This is a genomic window from Winogradskyella schleiferi (assembly GCF_013394655.1).
GTDB lineage: Bacteria > Bacteroidota > Bacteroidia > Flavobacteriales > Flavobacteriaceae > Winogradskyella > Winogradskyella schleiferi.
In genome coordinates, this window is the sequence record NZ_CP053351.1 from 671,336 (window position 1) to 691,822 (window position 20,487).

20 protein-coding genes are annotated in these 20,487 nt (G+C 35.3%); 6 read left to right on the plus strand and 14 right to left on the minus strand.

All coding sequences use genetic code 11. From position 1 onward, the window contains the following. Nucleotides 1-14 precede the first annotated feature (14 nt). On the minus strand, nucleotides 15-1,271 hold the full coding sequence (locus tag HM990_RS02885) for a type IX secretion system plug protein (RefSeq protein ID WP_178987499.1): 1,257 nt from the start codon (nucleotides 1,269-1,271) through the stop codon (nucleotides 15-17). Nucleotides 1,272-1,483: 212 nt separating this feature from the next. Here HM990_RS02885 and HM990_RS02890 point away from each other — a divergent pair, with 212 nt between their 5' ends. The 6 genes from HM990_RS02890 to nqrF all read left to right on the plus strand — a co-directional run bounded on the left by HM990_RS02890 (nucleotide 1,484) and on the right by nqrF (nucleotide 7,584). After that, on the plus strand, nucleotides 1,484-2,836 hold the full coding sequence (locus HM990_RS02890) for a Na(+)-translocating NADH-quinone reductase subunit A (protein ID WP_178987500.1): 1,353 nt from the start codon (nucleotides 1,484-1,486) through the stop codon (nucleotides 2,834-2,836). Further along, nucleotides 2,836-4,044 (plus strand): NADH:ubiquinone reductase (Na(+)-transporting) subunit B, encoded by a 1,209-nt coding sequence (locus HM990_RS02895; RefSeq protein ID WP_178987501.1) that lies wholly within the window; start codon nucleotides 2,836-2,838, stop codon nucleotides 4,042-4,044. Before HM990_RS02890 ends, HM990_RS02895 begins: the two co-directional genes overlap by 1 nt. Nucleotides 4,045-4,046: 2 nt before the next feature. Continuing rightward, on the plus strand, nucleotides 4,047-4,793 hold the full coding sequence (locus tag HM990_RS02900) for a Na(+)-translocating NADH-quinone reductase subunit C (RefSeq protein WP_178987502.1): 747 nt from the start codon (nucleotides 4,047-4,049) through the stop codon (nucleotides 4,791-4,793). 6 nt (nucleotides 4,794-4,799) lie between these two features. After that, a complete protein-coding gene (locus HM990_RS02905) occupies nucleotides 4,800-5,444 on the plus strand; it encodes an NADH:ubiquinone reductase (Na(+)-transporting) subunit D (protein WP_178987503.1) in 645 nt (214 codons plus the stop codon). A 74-nt stretch (nucleotides 5,445-5,518) separates the two neighbouring features. Further along, the gene (nqrE, locus tag HM990_RS02910) at nucleotides 5,519-6,262 is read left to right on the plus strand and encodes an NADH:ubiquinone reductase (Na(+)-transporting) subunit E (protein WP_229719353.1); all 744 of its coding nucleotides are present in this window, start codon (nucleotides 5,519-5,521) and stop codon (nucleotides 6,260-6,262) included. An 8-nt stretch (nucleotides 6,263-6,270) separates the two neighbouring features. Next, nucleotides 6,271-7,584: an NADH:ubiquinone reductase (Na(+)-transporting) subunit F gene (gene nqrF / locus HM990_RS02915; RefSeq protein WP_178987504.1), complete on the plus strand. Its 1,314-nt coding sequence runs from the start codon at nucleotides 6,271-6,273 to the stop codon at nucleotides 7,582-7,584. Nucleotides 7,585-7,686: 102 nt separating this feature from the next. Here the strand turns inward: nqrF and HM990_RS02920 are convergent, their stop codons facing one another. From HM990_RS02920 to HM990_RS02980, 13 genes are all read right to left on the minus strand, one after another. Further along, entirely contained in the window at nucleotides 7,687-8,133 is a 447-nt protein-coding gene (locus tag HM990_RS02920) for a Na(+)-translocating NADH-quinone reductase subunit F (protein ID WP_178987505.1), read from the minus strand. A gap of 88 nt (nucleotides 8,134-8,221) precedes the next feature. Beyond that, nucleotides 8,222-8,605, minus strand: a complete 384-nt coding sequence (locus HM990_RS02925) for a cupin domain-containing protein (RefSeq protein ID WP_178987506.1) — start codon at nucleotides 8,603-8,605, stop codon at nucleotides 8,222-8,224. Nucleotides 8,606-9,002: 397 nt separating this feature from the next. Further along, nucleotides 9,003-9,302 carry a hypothetical protein gene (locus tag HM990_RS02930; protein ID WP_178987507.1) on the minus strand — a complete coding sequence of 100 codons (300 nt, stop codon included), beginning with the start codon at nucleotides 9,300-9,302 and terminating at the stop codon, nucleotides 9,003-9,005. A gap of 108 nt (nucleotides 9,303-9,410) precedes the next feature. After that, nucleotides 9,411-10,715 carry an APC family permease gene (locus HM990_RS02935; protein ID WP_178987508.1) on the minus strand — a complete coding sequence of 435 codons (1,305 nt, stop codon included), beginning with the start codon at nucleotides 10,713-10,715 and terminating at the stop codon, nucleotides 9,411-9,413. 13 nt (nucleotides 10,716-10,728) lie between these two features. Then, on the minus strand, nucleotides 10,729-11,988 hold the full coding sequence (locus HM990_RS02940; protein ID WP_178987509.1) for a DUF418 domain-containing protein: 1,260 nt from the start codon (nucleotides 11,986-11,988) through the stop codon (nucleotides 10,729-10,731). A 5-nt stretch (nucleotides 11,989-11,993) separates the two neighbouring features. Continuing rightward, on the minus strand, nucleotides 11,994-13,292 hold the full coding sequence (locus HM990_RS02945; protein ID WP_178987510.1) for a DUF418 domain-containing protein: 1,299 nt from the start codon (nucleotides 13,290-13,292) through the stop codon (nucleotides 11,994-11,996). Nucleotides 13,293-13,328: 36 nt separating this feature from the next. Further along, entirely contained in the window at nucleotides 13,329-14,378 is a 1,050-nt protein-coding gene (locus HM990_RS02950) for a proline iminopeptidase-family hydrolase (RefSeq protein WP_178987511.1), read from the minus strand. 29 nt (nucleotides 14,379-14,407) lie between these two features. Continuing rightward, complete coding sequence (locus HM990_RS02955) at nucleotides 14,408-14,932, minus strand: RidA family protein (protein WP_178987512.1); 525 nt, start codon at nucleotides 14,930-14,932, stop codon at nucleotides 14,408-14,410. Between the two features lie 125 nt (nucleotides 14,933-15,057). Then, nucleotides 15,058-15,996, minus strand: coding sequence for a nuclear transport factor 2 family protein (locus HM990_RS02960; protein WP_178987513.1), 939 nt, complete (start codon nucleotides 15,994-15,996; stop codon nucleotides 15,058-15,060). A gap of 91 nt (nucleotides 15,997-16,087) precedes the next feature. Next, nucleotides 16,088-17,026, minus strand: a complete 939-nt coding sequence (locus HM990_RS02965) for an NAD-dependent epimerase/dehydratase family protein (protein WP_178987514.1) — start codon at nucleotides 17,024-17,026, stop codon at nucleotides 16,088-16,090. A 306-nt stretch (nucleotides 17,027-17,332) separates the two neighbouring features. Continuing rightward, nucleotides 17,333-17,488: a hypothetical protein gene (locus tag HM990_RS02970; protein ID WP_178987515.1), complete on the minus strand. Its 156-nt coding sequence runs from the start codon at nucleotides 17,486-17,488 to the stop codon at nucleotides 17,333-17,335. Between the two features lie 180 nt (nucleotides 17,489-17,668). Further along, nucleotides 17,669-18,415, minus strand: a complete 747-nt coding sequence (locus HM990_RS02975) for a LytR/AlgR family response regulator transcription factor (protein ID WP_178987516.1) — start codon at nucleotides 18,413-18,415, stop codon at nucleotides 17,669-17,671. After that, the gene (locus tag HM990_RS02980) at nucleotides 18,415-20,358 is read right to left on the minus strand and encodes a tetratricopeptide repeat-containing sensor histidine kinase (RefSeq protein WP_178987517.1); all 1,944 of its coding nucleotides are present in this window, start codon (nucleotides 20,356-20,358) and stop codon (nucleotides 18,415-18,417) included. Before HM990_RS02980 ends, HM990_RS02975 begins: the two co-directional genes overlap by 1 nt. Nucleotides 20,359-20,487: the final 129 nt, after the last annotated feature.

A 20,487-nucleotide genomic window follows, 5' to 3' on the forward strand; every position in this document is an offset into this window, starting at 1 on the left:
CAACCCTTACAGTATTAATTGGAAATATTAACTGATGTCGCTTCTCCAAAACCAATCAGACGATCGAAGCGCGCTCCAAGATCCCTGTAATAAACCAAAACTTTATAATTGTTTTCTGTTTCCCAGAAATTACCGCTAATAGCACCTTCGTCTATCACACCTGTTTCTTTATCGATGGCGACATATTTATAGTTGTAGAACCCTTGTTTCAATTTTAAAATTGCTTCATAGCGCCTGGCTTCTGTATTATAATACATCTTAGTAATGGGCTCAATCATAAAAGCATTAAAATTACCATAGATATAAACGTCTTTAGCTTTGAATTCATCATGTAATAATGAAAAATGAACGTTGACATAATCTGCTTCAACATCCGGATTCTCTCGGTCTATTACTGTAACCAGAAAATTCCCGTTAATATCTGGATTATAGGTATAGGGTCTGTTTTTTCTAGATATGTTAGTATATAAATAGTTATGATAAAGCTCCTTCAGTTCTAAAAACTGAACACCAATATTGGCGGCTCTAACATCTTTGTTTTCAAAAAAAAGATACTCATTTCCACCCCAAAATGCTGATTTGTCATTATAGCGATAAATAAGTTCGTTTCCCAACGTATATTGTGGTTTTAAATCTGAAATAGCTGTGTTGAGGTTGTTGTTTTGAATGATAACAGTTTTAATGGTTTCTAGAGGGTTGTTCAGATTCATGTTGTTATTAGTGTTTATTACCAAATCCACAGATTGCTTCTCGGCAATAAACTTGACATCTCGAGAACGCTTTACGGATACGCCCACATTTGCTAAATCTTCGTAAATCATAAATTTTCTACTGAACATCATTTCATCATAATCATCATAAATGGAAATCATGTAATTTCCACTTTTCAATAAAGCACGTGTTTGTATATTTGGTATTCGTAAGGTATAATGCGAATAGATCTGATAGGTATTAAACGAATTTTCATAAGTCAAAATCCGTTGATTGTCTAAACCTTTTAAATATTCAGATTTCACTAAGGTTGAAGGAGTCCAATCAAAATTAAAATGTTCAATAACATAGTAAAAATCTTCTTCGTTTCCGTTTAAAGCATCAAATTCCAGCTGTAAAGATTCGCCTAATTTTAAAACGGGTAATTGTCCTTGAGTGGTATTACTCTTAAAGGTAATTGTTTTTATAAAATTTGGAGGGTTGAGTTCTACTGCGACTTGCGACAATAAAATGGTAGGACAAACTAAAAGTAAAAGAAGGCTAAAAATACGCTGTTTCATTATTATGATTTTGTAGAGCATAAAGATAATCAAATTCTGTACCTTAAAGCAAGTGCGTTATTTATAATCATTACAAATAAAAAAGTTAATTCAAATTGGTTTATAATTAAGCATTAATTCGTAAATTTGCCCGATTTTTAGAATTCATTTTAAGTTTTTAATTGTCCTTTTTTAGGTATTAAAATGTGTTCAACTTAACTAATCTTTAGTATATGTCAAAAGACATCAAAATTAAAAAGGGTTTAGATATTAAGCTGGTCGGTGAAGCCGAGAAAGCGATTGAAAATGCTATTGTAAGTAATTTCTATTCTATAAAACCTGAAGATTTCCACAGTATTATCCCGAAATTAATTGCAAAAGAAGGTACACATGTTAAAGCAGGTGAAACCTTATTTTACAACAAAGACAATGAGGCAATGAAGTTTGTTTCTCCTGTTTCTGGTGAAGTAACGGAAGTACAGCGTGGACCAAGACGTCGCATAGACGCTATCAAAATTACAGCAGACAAAACACAAGCTGTTGTAGATCACGGAAAATTTGATTTAGCCTCTGATGCTGAAGAAATTAAAGCGCATTTGTTAGCAACGGGATGTTGGGCTTTTATAAAACAGCGTCCTTATGATGTAATTGCAAAAGCAGATAGCACTCCAAAAGCTATTTTTATCTCTGGTTATGCAAGTGCACCTCTGGCAGCGGATTTAGATTTTACCTTAGCTGGTAAAGAAGCAGAATTGCAAGCCGCAGTTACTGCTTTATCTAAATTAACAGAAGGGGGCGTTCATATCTCTGTAGGCAAAAGCTCTAATTCGCCTTTAGCGAATCTAGAAAATGCTATGACGCATAAAGTTTCTGGGCCACATCCATCTGGTAATGTAGGTACGCTGATTAATAAGGTCAGTCCTGTTAATAAGGGAGAAACAGTTTGGACGGTCAACGCTCAAGATTTAGTAATTATTGGTGAATTGTTATTAACAGGAAAGTTCAACGCAGAACGTGTGATTGCACTCGCAGGATCTTCAGTTAAAAAGCCAAGATATTTTAGAACTAAAATTGGTTCTGAAATCGCTACTATGGTTTATGACAATGGAGTTGAAAGAGACGGAAATGATCGTTTTATTTCAGGAAATGTATTGACGGGCAAACAAATAGCTCCAGACGGCTATTTAGATTATTACAGTAATGTTATCACAGTGATTCCTGAAGGCGATGACTATGAGTTTTTTGGATGGAACAAGCCTGTTTTTGATAAGGTTTCTACGTCTAGAGCACTAACGTTTTCATGGTTAAATCCTAATAAGAAATTTGATTTAGATACAAATACTAACGGTGAACATCGTGCTTTTGTTATAACAGGAAATTATGAAGAAGTATTTCCGTTGGACATTTATCCATTACAAATTCTAAAAGCTTGTATGTACCAAGATTTAGATGAAATGGAAGCTTTAGGAATGTACGAAGTTGCTCCTGAGGATTTTGCATTAACAGAATTTGTTTGTGTGTCTAAGCAACCACATCAAAAAATTATAAGAGAAGGATTAGACTTAATGCTTAAAGAGATAGGATAATGGGTTTAAAACAAAATTTACATAATTTTAAGGAAAAGAATAAAGACAAAAAGTGGCTACCTGGTTTCAATGCACTTTTTACGTTTTTATATATGCCAAATGAGACCACTCACAATGGAACTCATATTAAGGCAGCAGATGATTTAAAGCGTACGATGAATACCGTAATCATGGCTTTGGTGCCATGTTTAATATTTGGTATGTTCAATGCTGGTTATCAACATTATTTAGCACTTGGCGTCATTGAATCTGCGGATGGATTTCTAGGCGCATCATTTTGGACATGGGATAATTTAGTTATCGGTCTTTGGAAAGTATTACCGTTGGTAATTGTTTCTTATGGTGTTGGTTTAGCTGTAGAATTTATTTTCGCAATTATTAAAGGACACGAAGTTGAGGAAGGTTACTTAGTTACTGGGATGTTAGTGCCTTTAATTGTTCCTGTTGACATTCCACTTTGGATGTTATCGGTTGCCGTTATTTTTGGTGTTATAATCGGAAAAGAAGTTTTCGGTGGTACAGGAATGAATATTTTGAATCCGGCACTGACCATTCGAGCCTTTTTATTCTTTGCCTATCCTACATGGATGTCAGGGGATAAGGTTTGGGTACATGGTGCTGTAGAGCGTGCAGGAACACCTGATGCCATTTCTGGAGAAACCATATTAGGTAGTTTGGCACAGAATAATGGAACCTTGGGCTATGACCTTATGGATATGTTTTGGGGAATAATACCAGGTTCAGTTGGTGAAACCTCAAAATTCCTGATTGTTATAGGTGCTCTATTTCTTATTTTCACAAAGGTAGGAAGCTGGCGAATTATTATAAGCACCTTAATTGGAGCTATGGTAATGGGCTTAATTTTCAACGGTGTTGTAGAAGCCGGTTGGATTGGAGATACAAGTAAATTCTATGGGTTAATGAGTGTTCCATTCTGGCAACACTTAATTATCGGTAGTATTTTGTTTGGAGCCGTTTACATGGCAACAGACCCTGTAACAGCCTCGCAGACCAATAAAGGGAAGTGGATTTATGGTTTCTTAATTGGATTTATTTCAATTATGATTCGAGTGTTCAACCCTGCTTATCCAGAAGGTGTGTTCTTAGCAATCTTATTAATGAATGTTTTTGCACCTACTATTGATCATTATGTAATTCAAGGAAACGTAAAACGTAGAATGAAGCGTGTAAAAGTTAAAGCAGCATAATTATGGCATTAGACACAGAAAAAAATAGCTATACAGTCATCTTTTCAATCATTATGGTTGTGGTAGTTGGCGCTATATTGGCAGGTTTGGCTTCAGGTTTAAAACCTATGGTAAAGGCCAACGAAAGATTTGAAAAACAGCAGAACATTCTTTACGCATTAGGTGTAAACAATAATGAAGGCGCCAATGATGTTGAATTCATTTCAACAGACAATGTGGAGGAAGAATTCAAAAAATACATCAAGAAACAATATGTCTTTCAAGGTGGTGAGTTAAAGGAAAATGATGAGGCTTACCTTATTGATATTAAAAAGGAGGAAACAAAAGCCAAAAAAGGTGATTACAAAAGAAGACTTCCAATTTTTATCGGTGAGAAGGATGGCAAAGAAGTTTATATTGTTCCTGTAAGGGGAAAGGGACTTTGGGATGCTATTTGGGGCTTTGTTGCCTTAGATAAAAGCATGACCATCCAAGGCGTTTATTTTGATCATAAAGGTGAAACACCTGGTTTAGGCGCAGAAATTAAGCAGCGCTACTTTATGGACGATTTTACTGGAGAGAAGTTTTTAGATGGTGGCGTTTTTAAAGGAATATCTGTGGCCAAAGGAAATAACGATCCAAAAAACCTAATAAAAGACGACCAAGAGATTGATGCTCTAGCAGGTGCAACAATCACAGGTGACGGACTTGCTGTTATGTTAAGCAAGGATATAAAAATGTATATGCCTTATTTCAAGACCTTAAAATAATATTATATGGGACTTTTATCAAAAAAAGATAGTAAACTAATCATGGATCCCTTAGCGGACAATAACCCTATTACCATTCAGGTTTTGGGAATTTGTTCTGCATTGGCAATTACGGCACAGTTAAAGCCGTCGATTGTAATGGCGATTTCTGTTATGTTTGTTATGGGAGTTGGAAATGTGGTGATTTCATTAATGCGAAATATCATTCCATCAAAAATTAGAATTATTGTGCAACTTATAGTTGTGGCCACTTTGGTGATTATAGTAGATCAAGTATTAAAAGCTTTTGCTTACACGCTAAGTAAAGAGTTATCGGTATTTATCGGATTAATTATTACAAACTGTATCATCATGGGACGCTTTGAAGCCTTTGCTTTGGCCAATGGTACTTGGAGATCATTCTTGGACGGTATTGGAAATGCATTAGGATACGGTGTTATATTAATCATTGTAGGATTTTTTAGAGAACTATTAGGATCTGGAACATTATTCGGATTTAAGGTTCTTGGTGATCCTGTTGAAAAAACAGGTTTATATGCTATCGGTTATGAGAACAATGGTTTTATGGTATTGCCTCCTATGGCATTGATTGTGGTAGGTATTATTATCTGGGTACAACGTAGTAGAAACAAAGATTTAATCGAAGACTAATCAGTATGCAGTTTACAGTCGCAGTAAACAGTAAATAACTGTAAACTGAGACTGAGACTGAAAACTAAAAGAATATGGAACATATAGAATTATTTTTTAAATCAGTATTTGTAGATAACATGGTGTTCGCTTACTTTTTGGGTATGTGTTCTTACTTGGCGGTATCTAAAAAAGTATCAACAGCTGTTGGATTAGGTGCTGCTGTAATTTTCGTACTAGCGATTACAGTACCTTTAAACTGGTTGTTGGATCAATATTTATTGCAAGAAGGCGCCTTAACGTGGTTGGGTGAAGAGTATGCGGATTATGATTTGAGTTTTTTATCATTTATCATGTTTATCGCCACTATTGCGACCATGGTACAATTGGTAGAAATTATTGTCGAAAAATTTTCACCTTCATTATATAACTCACTTGGTATATTTTTACCATTAATTGCAGTGAACTGTGCCATTTTGGGTGGATCATTGTTTATGCAATCTAGAGAAATTGAAACTTTAGGTTTAGCCTTAAATTACGGCATTGCATCCGGAATTGGTTGGTTCCTTGCCATTCTTGCTATTGCAGCTATTAGAGAAAAAATTAGATATTCTAACGTACCAGCACCATTAAGAGGACTTGGAATTACATTTATTATCACAGGATTAATGGCCATTGGATTTATGAGTTTCGGTGGTATGCTTACTGGTGGTGAAGATGAAGCGACAGAAGAAAGTAGAGAAGATACAGTTGGTATGGTTTCAACAACTGATACAGCCAACACTATTAAAGAGACAGATCTTAGTTTAGAAACAAAAGAAGGCACCAATAAACAGTAATATAGATTATGATATTAGCAGCAAGTACAATAGGAACAGTTATCGCCACGGTTGCGGCATTTTTAGTAGTTACGTTATTATTGGTAACATTATTACTTGTCGTAAAACAAAAATTATCACCATCTGGTCCTGTTAAGATTAAAATTAATGGTGAACGTGAGATTGAAGTCGCTTCTGGAGGGACTTTATTATCTACATTAGGGAGTAATAAAATTTTCTTACCATCGGCTTGTGGTGGTGGTGGAACGTGCATTCAATGCGAATGCCATGTATTAGAAGGTGGAGGTGAAGCTCTACCAACAGAAACACCTCACTTTTCAAGAAAAGAATTAGCAGAAGGAGCTCGTTTATCTTGCCAAGTAAAAGTAAAACAGGATATGGAAATCACCATTCCTGAAGAAGTATTTGGTATTAAAAAATGGGAAGCGACGGTAGTTTCAAACTATAATGTGGCGACTTTTATTAAGGAATTTGTTGTGGAAATTCCAGAAGATATGAACTACAAAGCAGGAGGTTATATTCAAATTGAGATTCCTGAGTGTGAAGTAAAGTATGCCGACATGGATATCACTGCACATCCAGAAGATCATCCAGGTGAACCGGATAAATTTAAAGCCGATTGGGAAAAATTTGGTTTATGGCCGCTAGTGATGAAGAATGACGAGCTTGTTGAACGTGCGTATTCCATGGCGTCTTATCCTGCTGAAGGCAGACGGATTATGCTTAATGTTCGTGTGGCGACACCACCTTTTGATCGTGCTAAAGGCGGCTGGATGGATGTTAATCCAGGTATTGCTTCATCTTATATATTTAACCAAAAAGAAGGCGATAGGGTAACGATTTCAGGACCTTATGGTGAATTCTTTATCAATGAGTCCGATTCTGAAATGTTATACGTTGGTGGTGGAGCCGGAATGGCACCTATGCGTTCGCACATATATCAATTATTCAGAACATTAAAGACAGGACGTAAAGTGTCCTATTGGTATGGTGGACGTTCTAAAGCTGAATTGTTTTACATCCATTATTTTAGAGCATTAGAAAAGGATTTTCCAAACTTTAAATTCTACTTAGCACTATCAGAACCGTTGGAGAGTGATAACTGGAAAGTTAAAAAAGATATCAATGACGAAGAAGGCGATGGTTTTGTTGGATTTATTCACAATTGTGTGATAGACAACTATTTGAAACACCATGAAGCACCTGAAGATATTGAATTATATTTTTGTGGTCCACCACTAATGAACCAAGCCGTTCAGAAAATGGGAGAGGATTTTGGAATTCCGGATGAGCATATTAGATTTGATGACTTTGGTGGATAATATTCCTGCGACTGCAGGAATCTCATAATCGAGAATCACTAGACATAGATAAAGCCAGTACTTGCATAAAGTGCTGGCTTTTTTGTTTCTAAAATATTATTTTCAGACCAATTCAAGTTCACTTGTAGAATCGTCAAATTCAAATAAAACCGAGCAATCCATTACATCTTTAATACCATCAAATCGACATAATTGGGATACAACTGCACTTAAGCCATTAAATAGATGAGCATCAGTTATGTTTTCTGGTTTAAACAAGCGTTTATGCGCTTTGAAATGATAACCACAACCTTTTAGAAAAGCACTTTCAATTTGCAGTAATTCAATAGGCGAATATCCATTAAATCGTCGACCTAGATTTTGATGCACCAATCCAACATAATTCAATTTTGTTGAGCCATGGCTATCTGTTAAATGTTTCCAACTGTCTTTGTTGTCCATGATATTTCCTACGGCACATTGCTTACAATCGTCTGGGTTTAAGGTCTTGTTATGAAATGCGGTGTATAATTTGTTGATGGCTTTTTCAAATCGAATTGAGGTTTTCATAGCTGTAGAATTTTCTTTTTCAAGATAAAAGATACAAAAAAATGAAATAACTTGAAAAATTTGTATTATTTCTAGCGGACGAAAGCGCCTATTTATATTCCATAATTAAATAAACTGAGGTTGTTTCTCCAATATTTAAAACTTCGTGAGAGGTAATGGAATCTTTACTAAATATATAACCTGTTGGGACGTTCACTTCTCGTGTTCCTGTAACATCCGTTATTCTGAATTTTCCACCAGCTATGGTGTAACCAACATGTGGATTATGGTAATGTTTTTCGTGGCCAACTCCTGGTTCAAAGGTGCATTTAAGCACTCTTAGTTCTTTGTCGTCTTCCAAAACCTCACAGACTGCTTCGCCTTTCCAACCCGCTTCTAAAGGGTCTGGTAAGGGGGTTTTGTTTTTACAACTTGAAAGTACTAGGGCTAGTATTAACAGATGTTTTAAAACCGTGATCTTTTTAGTTTTCATTGGTTTCAAATGTAGTTGAAATTATGCAAATTGGATAATAGTGGTTTAGTTTTGTGATTTGATTTTTAAATCTTATTCATATTCAGTTTGCTTTAAAATTTTAGAGGTGCTCAGCTCCAACTCGATGAGCCTGTTTTGGCAATCGATTACTCTATATATGAAATCGTCCAGTAGGTTCTCAAATTCAATATCTTGAAAAATCTAGAGTTTATTCACCTTAAGGTTTGATTTGTTTTTCCATTGTAGATTGCCATAAACGTGCTTGTCTTTTAAGGCATAATTTTTTGAAAAATAGGGAAGTATGACGTTATCAATATTAATCAAAACTCTTTCAGACCTATCGGTTAAGGATTTCATCGTTCGTACCCATTCATAGATTAAATCTATCAATTCTTGATTATGCAGCAATAAATCTTCCCGATTGAATAAGCCCAGATATGGTGTTTTCTGAAGGGCGATAAATGGGTGGGTCAAATGCATAGTACATTAAACTATCGATATTTTGTTTTTTTAAAACAGCTTCGTCTTTATCAACAAGGTTCATCAGCGTTTTAAGGATATTTGCACAATTGCCAGATTCTTGAAGGGTTATTTGGATGATGGTTCGGTTTTGTAAAAATTCGTTATGAATGTTTCTTACAATGTTTTGTTCTTCATTTTTCAAGTGGCGTTCTTGATTCCAATTATTGATGCTCACAGCAATTAATATCCCAATAACCACAAGGATAATTTCACCAATAGCGTATTTGAAGTATCTTTTGGTTTTGCCTTCATTGAGAAGATTTTACGGATATTTCTAAATAATTTAATCACTGCCTTTCTTTTTCATAGTTTTAATAATTATAAAAAGAATTGTAAGTATCACGATAAATAAAATAGTACCAATAATCTCATTTACTGGAAGACTTGATAAAACATATAAAATTATGATAATAGCTAAAATAGGAACTGTCCAACCTCCTGGAATTTGAAATCCACCAACATAATCTTTTTTAGATTTACGGAACTTCATAACAGCTAGTGCGACACCTAAGTAAAGACATAACATAGAGCTACTAGCTATGACCGCTAATTGTTCAAAGCTGCCAGAAACAGCAAGAATAAAACCGATCGTTGCATAAATAATTATGGCAATATGTGGTGTAGCAAATGATTTGTGAATTCTGGAAAGGGCCTTTATAGGTATCACTTTATCTCTGGCAAGTGCATAAACGATTCTTGGACTGTTAAGAATAGTGCCACTCATATATCCAAACATAGAAATAACAGCGCCAATAGTTAATAGTAGATATCCAAAGTTGCCAAAAACGACTCGCGCGGTTTCTGCAAGTGGAGCCGATGTAAAATTTGGTAAGGCGTCACCTAAAACACCTTGTGAAATAGTCTGAATTAAGATATAAACAACAATAACAATTGTAATACTTATTAAAATAGCTCTCGGGATTGTGCGTTTTGGGTTCACAACTTCTCCACCGACAATAATTCCCGTTTCACAACCTTGAAAAGCAAAAAATAAAATAAGTGACGTTTCACTTAATGTTTTAAAGCTTGGCATATGTTGAATATACAAGTTGCTTATAGAAACATCCTTAAAACCTATAGCAATTAATAAAATCAATGGTACTAGCTTAACCATGGTATTGAACTTTACTAAACCTATACCTTGTTTTATACCAATAACATTGACGTAAACAAGCCCGTAAAAAAGTATAAATAAGAATATAAAGCGCGGTAACCCGTTTTCAAATACTGGGTAGGCCGAGGCAATAATATTTACCAAAGCATTAGAAACTGCGGCGTCCGCAAACAGATTACTTCCAACAGCAAAAAATCCGCCAATAAATCCTGCATAATCTCCTAATGCAGTTTCAATGTACGTATAAGGACCACCAGTATCGGTTACTTTGCTTCCTGCTTCGGCAAAACATAGCATAACCATAGCCATTAATAAGCCACAAAAAATATAAGCAATGATACTAGATGCTCCTAAATAACTGGCTACAATTGCAGGTAGCACAAAAATACCCGACCCAATAATTATATTGACGATATTAGCCGATAAACCGAATACACCAATCTTTCGTTTTAATCCTTCGTCTTGTTGTTTCATAAATCATTTTTATTTAAGATTTTCTAATCTTCAAAAATTTGCCATAGGTTAGTTGTCTCCAAAGCCATTCCAATGGACCATATTTAAAATAACTGAGGTAGAACGTGCTAAACAAAACCTGAAGCAGAAAATAGACTATGGCAACAAGTGTTAACATAGTAAATCCCAACTTACCTGCCCAACCAAAACCAATACCATAAAATAAGGTTATGCCAAAAACAGTGTGTAAGATATAATTGGTAAAAGCCATTTTTCCTGCAGGAGCAATCCACATCAATAGCTTGGGTTTTTTTCTAAAAAGCAGCGCAATCAATGCTGCATAACCCAATGCGGTTGGTACAGTTCCCAAAGCATAGCTTAGGGTGTTAAGAAAACTATTGATTTGATTTTGCTCACCTAAAAACAAAATATAGGCTCTCCAACCACTCATTGGTAAACCTAAAAGTAAACCGTAAAGCGCTATTTTTTTTAGAAATATTACATTTTGTAAAAGGTTTTCATTCATTATTTTACGTCCAGCCCAAATACCGATGAGGAAAATTCCAAAAACCTTAAAAACCCGACCTTCTTTGAGAATCATTGACAGGCGTGTCCAAGAATTACCAAAGTTCATTTTAAAAAAATCAGACCAATTTTTATTTTTTAATTCAAATTCAATATCATTCCAAAATTGACCTTGCCACTCTATTTGAGGATAGCCGTAGTTTTGCCATGAATCTATACTTTTTTGATGAAAGAAATCGGGATAATTTATTCCAAAGTAAGAAATAATCAACCAATTTATAATAGGTAGAAGAATGAGAATTGAAGCTAGCGTTAATAATGTCTTATCTGAAGCGTTGATAAAAGGAATAATAGCAAAGCCTAAAAGCGCATAGAGTGTTAAAATATCACCGAGCCAAAATCCAATTAAATGAATTAACCCAAAGACCAATAACCAGAACATCCGTCTTACAAAAAATGGAGCGAAAGGCTTGTTTTGACGACTTAGTTTATGATATTGCACAAAGCAGCCTATACCGAACAGTAGCGAAAAAATCGAGTAGAATTTACCATCAATTAATAAAAATGAAATAAATTCTAAAATTTTATCAGAAGGAAATACGAACGCTGGATCCCTATAACTTTCTGAAAAAAAGAAAAGTCCTGAGAAGTAAACAATGTTCGCCATAAATATACATTGTATTGCAATGCCGCGAAGTACATCTAAAAAATGGATGCGCTGATTTTGTTGTATGGGTTCTAAATGGTTTTGGTTGGTTAATTTAGTCATGATTTTTATGGTTTATTAATAGGATGCCTTTTATTGTAACTAAGATTTCTCCATAACCATTCTAAGGGACCAAATTGAAAATAGTGTAACCAAATAGGACTTGCAATCAACTGAAAAATCCAAATTGATAATACGATATACAAAAGTTCGTGACGCTGAAATTCCCCGAACAGACCAAATCCTGCACCAGTAAATAAGAACAGGGCAAAGACGGAGTGCATCACATAATTGGTCAGTGCCATTTTACCAACCGCTCCAAGTGATTTTTTCAATAATGCTAAAACAGGTAGTTTACAAAATAGCATAATGGCACCAATATGTCCCATAGCTACAGCAACACGCCCTAGATCATATGTGATGTTAGATTTTGAAAAGCTCAACAATGAAAAGTTGCTATCCATAATCATTTGTATTTCGTAAAAATTTACACTCAATCCTATACCATAGCCTACCAACACCATAATACCGTAGAAACGATAGGATTTTACTGCAGACAATATGCTTAACTTAAAAAATGCAATACCCAAAAGCATCATGCTCAAAATATCCCACACATCGTAACGGTAGAGGTAGTATTTTCCAAAATGCATATTTATTGGTGCTAAAAAGGCCACAACAGAAAAGTAATCGCTTTGCATATTTTTGTTATGTTCAGCTATTGCTTCTGGCGAGCGTTCCCTTTGGCGTTCTTCCCATTTCGCGGTGGCTTCTTTTAGGTCGTTAGTAAGTACTTTACCCTCCGTTTTATACTGTGCAGCTAATTCGACTTTTTCCATAAATTTGATGTCAGATTTATAGTCGCCATAATTCCAAAGTGTGCCTGCAGAAAATAGTAAAATGGCTATAATGATTAACTTTTTAGGAGCCAAATTTCTAAAAGAATATACCAAAAAACCCATGAGCGAATAACTGAATAAAATTTCTCCAACCCATAGAATTAAATACGCATGAATGAGTCCGAAAACCAACAGCCACATTAAGCGTCTAAAATAGATGTCTGCGGCTTTGATACCTGCACCTTTCTTCTCCAAACGGTCTAAAAGAATAAACATACCTGCACCAAATAATAGTGAAAACAAGGCACGCATAGTGCCTTCAAAAAGCATATTTGTGGTGATCCATGTGTAAAGATCCCAACCTTTAGCACCACCGGAAACTGTTGGGTCTTCATAGGCATGTGCTAATGCCATACCATTAATGTTCATTAATAAAATTCCGAAAAGTACAATACCACGCATAACATCTAAAGATTGAATACGCTCGATTGCTTTTAATGGTGTTAAGGATGTTGCAGTTGTTGTCATTTGTTGGTTGGTTTTGGTTATTTATTCTTTTCAATATTAAAAAGTGCCATCATCCACATCCTGTATAAATTGGATCAATCCAGAGAAATACGCTTCAGGATCATCATATTGCGAAATATGACCTGAATTTGTGGTTAAACTTCTACCGTTTTGCACCTCAGTACTCATCCATTCCATATATTTTGGATCCATCGTGTCGTGTGTACCACCAATCATTAAAGTTGGAATTTTAAATTCCTTCAATCTATCAGAAACATCCCAACCTTTCAACGTCGCATTTCCTGTGACACCAAATTCGCTGTAACCTTGCATATAGATATAAATATTAGGGTTGAGATGAGAAAAAGCACGATTGATAAACTCTGGCCATTCGTCCAAGGGTTTGCGTAATACATGTTTGGTGTAATAATGTTGCGTTACAAGTCCGGAATAGCGTGGATTGTCAAAATCTTCCGCAGCCTCCATAGCTTTTATTTCTTTTAAAACGTCTGGTGGTAGTTGTGGACCTAAAACTTCAGCAGCATATTTTTCGTATTCCGGGATGCTTGCCATCATATTAGCGATGACCAAACCTTTTAAATTATCCTGATATTTCAAAGCATATTCCATCGCGAGTATGCCTCCCCAAGATTGTCCAAGCAAATAAAAATTGTCTTTGTTGAGATTTAAAGCTTTTCTAACCTGTTCTACTTCTTCAACAAAATGTTCCGTAGTCCATAAGGTGGAATCGTTGGGTTTGTCACTATAATAGGAATCTAGCTGATCGTAATAAATGTACTCTATTTCTTCATTTGGAAGATAGCCATCAAAATTTTCAAAAAACTCGTGAGTGCCTCCTGGACCACCATGTAGCAATAATACTTTCATTTTAGGGTTGTTACCCATTCGTTTTGTCCAAACTTTGAATGTACCTTTAGCGGTTTTGATGGGAATCATTTTTATGCCACCTGTGTTTTGGTCATCACTGTTGGAATAATCGAAATAGGATAATTTTGTTTCCTTTGCGTGAGTTGTTTTTTCGGTTTTTTCATTGCAAGAACAGAAGGTGCAAATGAAGGCGATGAGTAGTAAAGTGTTGGTTTTCATATATAGTGGTTTAAAGCTTGTAGATACTTTTAATTGGATTTATGTACTTCTAATTCAATTTCAATCATAAATTCTGGAAGCGCCAATTCCTTTACACCAAGCCAAGTACCTGATGGGAAGTGGTTTTTATAGATTTCGGTTCGGTAACCAGCGGCTTCCAAAAACTTTGACATATCTGTAGTAAACACATCCTCTTTCACAACATCGTTAAATGTGCAACCATAATGCGCCAAAACTTTTTCTAAATCCGCATAGCAGTTTTTCATCTGTTGTGCTAAATCTCCAACAGCAGTTGGGTTGCCTTCATCATCCATACTTACGGCCCCAGAAACTTTAATGGAATTTCCAATTTTTACAGCGTGCGAATAGCCATACGCTTTTTCAACTTCGGGACGTAGTAAAAAGTATTCTGGTTTTTCATTTTTAATAGTGATTTCTTTTTCAATGACATTAGGTGCCTCTTTTGACTTTTGATCGCAACTCTGTATGGTAAAAGTCCATATAAAAACTAAGAAGAATAAGATTGATAATTTTGAAATTAGGCTTGTTTTCATGATATTATATAAGTTTAAGTTTTAACCTTGAGTATAAAACAAAGCTAACCTCTATAAATAAAAGTTAGCTTTATGTTCATTTTTGAGTTGGATGTTCAGAAGGTTGTTAAGATAAATGTCATCTTTTATTTAGCATTTAATAACGTTTGGCTATAATATTCCATTTCGGAAACAATTTTTCCATCAGCATCAAAGCCGTTGCTAAAATGGAATGGTACTTCAATTTTCTTTTTGTCAGATTTCCGGATTAAATGGAAATTCCACCAAGAGAGCACCTCACGACCATTACCCATTTCATATTCTAGATAATCTGGATAACCGATCATATCAATACTTTCAATTTCAAAAGTGTCTAAAAATTGTTTCCAATTGGCTCTTGTTTCAGTTTTAGTGCTTGTTTCTCCAAATGTGGTGTTGATATCGGAAAATTTAGCATCTTCGCTATAATAACTGAGACATTTCTCAATGTCGCCATTTTCAAACGCATACATAGCTTTTCTTATGGTATTTATGTTATCATGGTGGTTATAAATGGTTCCATTTTTTCGATCTGTAAAACTAGACCTGATTTCATTGAGAACAGTATCATTCCCATAACTGATGATCATTTTAATTTTATTGTCTTTGGTTAGCGTATATAAACGATGGGCAGCTGCGTCGATTTTTACACCTGTATCTTTCTGTACGCCTTCTAATACATCCCAAGTCTGTACCCATACCTCGTCATTTGTATTGTTTTTTTTGTATTCAATAGCATCAGGATAGGCACCTGGATAGGTAGCTCTGCCGTAATAATCGAGCTGATTAAAATACACCATTTGATTGTTGAGAAAGGCTTCCTTATCCATGCCTTCATCGTTTTTACGATTTGAAGTCCCATTATAGGCTTTAAAATCGTCTGTTAGATAGGACGCCATTTTCTCTTTATCTCCTGCAACAGAAGCGTCAACGAATGCCTCAACAGCATCGATAGCAGGATGCTCAATGTAAACGGTACCATTCTTTTTTTGTGCGTTGCTAATGAACATACTTAGCATCATGGCTACAATTACTATTTTTTTCATAATATTTGGTTTTAGGGTTCGCTTTATGGCGAACGGATTAGTATTAATATTTAATTTTATTCTATTTGACATCAACGGAATTATTCAAAACTTAAGCATTGTATTGTTGCAAGGTGTTTTCCACCGATTGAAAGGAAATTCCAAGCTGTTGTTTGGCCAATTGATTTTGATAAATCACTTTGGGTGCGTGATTTGGAGGTTTTTTATTAAGCATCAGCGACACGTCTGAAACGGGATAGGTTTCACTGGACAATAAATAATTTTTTCCATGTATACCTGTAATGATTGCGGTTTTGTAAACAGCAATGGCAACGTCCTTAACATTGACTATGGCCATGTCAATATCTTCGTCATAAAACATTTGAATAAATGGATTGGGCGCAATCTTATGCTTGAATAAAAATTGAATGCCTGTAGAGGTGGAATCTTCACGGTTTGAAAGCGATTTGCCCATAACCATTACGGGCGAAACGCTCACAATTTCCAAATCTAAATCTTGGTGGTTTTCTATAAAGGCATTGACAGTCTGATTGGCCATAAATTTGGCTTGGGCATACGGATGACTTTCTTCACTTATAAAAGGCGTGTCGTCTTCATTAAACCTGTCAGAAGCTGATTTCCCGTCTGCTGGTAAAGGGAAATTAGTGTTAAAAGCTGCAACCGACGCCAGAATAACCACCTTTTTTACACTTATTGTGTTATTGATAACATCGAGAAAATTCTCGGTCCCTTTTATGGTTGGATCAAATAACTCGGTTTTGGCATCTTCAAAGTCCAGTTGAAAAGGTGTGCCACTATGGACTACAATATCACAATCTGAAACAAATTGTTTTATCTGCTCTTTGTCCAATACATCCAACTCACAAATGTGCAAATTTTCAGATTTATCCAATGCCATGAGATGCTGGTATTTTTTTTCATTGGTAATGTCTGTTGTTGAGGATTTTACCTCAAAATTATTTTCTAAAAACAATTTGGTGATGTGGCTACCAATAAACCCTGATCCACCGATGATACCTGCTTTTTTCATTTTATTCTATTTTTTGCTCTTTTAAGAGACAACGGTATTGTAGTTATATGTTAACCAATGTTCAAGAAAAATGTAGATAGTTCTCCGTTTTGATTGGACATTGTTTTTCTCTTCGTACAGAAATAGAAATCTTCTGCGATATATTATATAAAACAAGCAGTCGGTAATTTGGTTTTATTAAACTTTAAAATACTAAAGCCTGAAATTGATTGATTTACCTTCGCTAGAACTCTCTACACAAAAATTATAGCTGACTGCTGTTTATCTATTTATTCTGCGATTGAATCTGATATCTTTTGGGCCGACTCAATAACTAAAAGTTCTAATACCAACTCTGATGAATGGTAATAACAAAACTTGTCTTTCTATTTTTCCATCTACCAATTTATAAGTGTATGGAATGGCATTTCCTTGCCATTGACAGCCATGGTTGCTTTCCATTCCAGCCAATAATGAACCCAAGAATCAGCGACGTGGTTTATAGCATATCATATTCGTTAATTATATTAATGGTTAATTAATAGCAAATTATAATTGACTCTTTGCCTAAGTAACTGATAATCATTGAAAGTAAAAAGTGAGTTAGGACGAATGAGTGTAAATTCTGTCCGAAGGTTAGGATATAATTATCCGAGCAAAAATCTAAATGGTATGCAACCTATTCAGCATCTCCTCTTTTAATGATTTGCTAACAGGAATAGCCTTTTTGGCAATAACGATATGATTTGTTGCTATTTCGTCAATTTGTGAAAGATTGACAATGAACGAGCGATGTACCCTTAAAAAATACTGATTCGGTAGTTTTTCATCCATATCTTTCAAGGTCATTACCAATAGATATTCTTTGCCTTTGGAGTAAATTCTGCAGTAGTTGCGTTCTGCTTCAATATAGTGAATGTCCTTAATATCTACTTTTACCATTTTTTCATGATGGCGTACAAAAATGCAATTGCTTAAAATAAAAGGCGCTAATTTTTCTGCTTTTGAATTCAGATTGGATGCCGTTTTGTCTTGTTGTATCTGCTCAACGGTTAATTCAATGGCGCGTTGCAAATCGAGTTTTTTAAAGGGTTTGGATATAAATGCATAAGGATGTGTTTCTTTCGCCCGATTAAAATGAGCGTCGTCTGCATTAGCGGTTAAATATATAACCGGAATGTCAAAGGATTTTTGCATTAGCTTTACCGTTTCAATGCCATCAAGTTCACCTTTTAGGTTAATATCCATCAATACAATATCCGGTCGCTCTGTTTTGATGCAAGCTAAAGCTTCCTGAGCTCTAGGAATGATACCAACAACATCATAGCCTAAAGACGATAATTGAAGTGAGATATTCGCGGCAATGACCATCTCATCTTCTACAATTAATATTTTTACAGATGGTTCCATTATGCGACGTTTTTATGTTTGAATTCAAATGAAACGGTAGTACCTTCTTTACTGTTTTCTTGCATAGTTCCATTCAGTTGTTGGGTTAACAATCGAACGAGTTGCGAGCCAAATCCAGTTCCTTTTGGAGCCAAACCTATCACTTTTCCAACGCCATTGTCAGCAACTTCCAAATGCAAGGTGTCGTGAGTTTTTTTAGCTAATTGAATGGATATTTTTCCAGTATTGGTTTTTGGAAATGCATATTTTAAGGCATTGGTCAATAGTTCGTTTACAATTAGTCCAATAGGAACGGCTGTGTCCACATCCAACTCCAGCTCGTCCATAGCAAATTCTATTTTAATCTTATCCTCAGCATCAAACGCATCAAGGATACCATCGCTCAAATTTACGAAATAGTCCTTCATTTCTATAGCGCCCAGATTAGTGCCTTGGTAGAGTTTTTGATGGATAATGCCCATAGATTGCACACGGTTTTGACTCGCAATCATAGCATCCTTTGTAGCTGAATCCTCTATTTGTGCCGATTGTAAGGCAATGAGGCTCTTTACCATCTCAAGATTGTTTTTTACCCGATGGTGAATTTCCTTGAGCAACAATTCGTTCTGTTTGTTTTTGGTGTCCAGTTCGGCATTTAAAACCTGTAATGCTCGACGTTTTTTGCGGATGCTTTTTATACTTAAAAACATACCCAATAAACTCAATGCTAAAATACCGGCAATGGCAAGGTATAGTAGTTGCGTTTTTTGCTGTTGGGCAATTTGAGTGTTTTGTGCTTCAATCGTTTGGTCTTTCTTACCAGTTTCAAACTGTGTCATTAATTTGGACATGGTTTTGTCGCTTTCAATTTTCGCAGTGCTATCCCGCATTTTTAAAGCTTTTTTCTGAAATTCCAAGGCCTTGGGATAATCATTTAACTTCTCATAAATTGTACTTAAGTGATGATAGCCTTCGGTAAGATTTGAAACATCACCCTTGTTCTCTTGAGTGGCAACCGTTTGTTGTTGGAACTTTAAGGCGTCTTTGTAATTGCCTAAAAGCAAATTTATTTCTCCAAGATTACCGGTAATGACATACATGGCATTTTCATAATCTACTTTTTTTGCTTGTTCCAAGGCTTGCTCATAAGCTGATTTTGCAGCCTTATAATCACCTTTGCGTTTCAGGGCGTTTGCCCGATTGTTAGAGAAATTTATAATATCGAAAATGGTAAAATCCAAGGATTTTGCCAGAGTCAATGCTTTGTCGTAGTATTCATAAGCTGCGTCATAGTTTCCCATGGCTATTTGCGTATCGCCAGCGGATGTATAAGCATAAGCCAATTCAGTTTGTAGGTTGTTCTCTTCGCACAAGACAATCGTTTTCAGGGCATAGTCATAGGCTTCCTTATATCTGCCCTGTCTGGTTAAGTCTTCTGAAACTCTATTGTAAGCACCCGCAATTCCCAACTTATCATCAATGACTTCCATAAGGTTTAGTGCCTTTAAATCTACTTTCAATGCTTCTTCAATATCGCCTTCACGTTTATGGACCCAACCGATTTTAAAATAAGTTGTGGCTTGTCCTTTTTTATCATCAATAGCTGTATAACCTTTAAGTGCTTTATCAAAATTTAGGGATGCAGAATCTAACTCCAACAAATTGGCATGCATACGGCCTTGCATTTCATAAAATCTGGGTTTCCAGTTGTCATCGTTGCTTTTTTCGGCTAACGACACACCTTTTTTTGCGTAGGTTTTGGCTAAATTCAAATCTGTTTGAAAGGCAATGTCAACGAGATCATTTAGAATTACCAACTTTTTTTCCGAATCTTCTGCACGATCAAGAGCTACGGTAAGACTATCTATAATACTGTTGTTTGTGTTTTGTGCAGCGGTTCTTTGTTGGTTTCCAAATAAAACAATTATCAGTAGTGCAATAATTGAAGGAGTGTTTTTAATCATAAGTCTTTACTAATAGATTATTATTTTAAAGACTTGAAGCTTGATAAATGTAGTAAAAAAAAGCTTATCAGTGTGATTATAATTAATTTAAAATAATAGTTAAATATATGGTTGATTGTATTTTATTTC

Coding starts and splice junctions, on each gene's coding strand:
- HM990_RS02885 (WP_178987499.1), bottom strand. CDS start 1,271: ATGAAACAGCGTATTTTTAGCCTTCTTTTACTTTTAGTTTGTCCTACC.
- HM990_RS02890 (WP_178987500.1), top strand. CDS start 1,484: ATGTCAAAAGACATCAAAATTAAAAAGGGTTTAGATATTAAGCTGGTC.
- HM990_RS02895 (WP_178987501.1), top strand. CDS start 2,836: ATGGGTTTAAAACAAAATTTACATAATTTTAAGGAAAAGAATAAAGAC.
- HM990_RS02900 (WP_178987502.1), top strand. CDS start 4,047: ATGGCATTAGACACAGAAAAAAATAGCTATACAGTCATCTTTTCAATC.
- HM990_RS02905 (WP_178987503.1), top strand. CDS start 4,800: ATGGGACTTTTATCAAAAAAAGATAGTAAACTAATCATGGATCCCTTA.
- nqrE (WP_229719353.1), top strand. CDS start 5,519: ATGGAACATATAGAATTATTTTTTAAATCAGTATTTGTAGATAACATG.
- nqrF (WP_178987504.1), top strand. CDS start 6,271: ATGATATTAGCAGCAAGTACAATAGGAACAGTTATCGCCACGGTTGCG.
- HM990_RS02920 (WP_178987505.1), bottom strand. CDS start 8,133: ATGAAAACCTCAATTCGATTTGAAAAAGCCATCAACAAATTATACACC.
- HM990_RS02925 (WP_178987506.1), bottom strand. CDS start 8,605: ATGAAAACTAAAAAGATCACGGTTTTAAAACATCTGTTAATACTAGCC.
- HM990_RS02935 (WP_178987508.1), bottom strand. CDS start 10,715: ATGAAACAACAAGACGAAGGATTAAAACGAAAGATTGGTGTATTCGGT.
- HM990_RS02940 (WP_178987509.1), bottom strand. CDS start 11,988: ATGACTAAATTAACCAACCAAAACCATTTAGAACCCATACAACAAAAT.
- HM990_RS02945 (WP_178987510.1), bottom strand. CDS start 13,292: ATGACAACAACTGCAACATCCTTAACACCATTAAAAGCAATCGAGCGT.
- HM990_RS02950 (WP_178987511.1), bottom strand. CDS start 14,378: ATGAAAACCAACACTTTACTACTCATCGCCTTCATTTGCACCTTCTGT.
- HM990_RS02955 (WP_178987512.1), bottom strand. CDS start 14,932: ATGAAAACAAGCCTAATTTCAAAATTATCAATCTTATTCTTCTTAGTT.
- HM990_RS02960 (WP_178987513.1), bottom strand. CDS start 15,996: ATGAAAAAAATAGTAATTGTAGCCATGATGCTAAGTATGTTCATTAGC.
- HM990_RS02965 (WP_178987514.1), bottom strand. CDS start 17,026: ATGAAAAAAGCAGGTATCATCGGTGGATCAGGGTTTATTGGTAGCCAC.
- HM990_RS02975 (WP_178987516.1), bottom strand. CDS start 18,415: ATGGAACCATCTGTAAAAATATTAATTGTAGAAGATGAGATGGTCATT.
- HM990_RS02980 (WP_178987517.1), bottom strand. CDS start 20,358: ATGATTAAAAACACTCCTTCAATTATTGCACTACTGATAATTGTTTTA.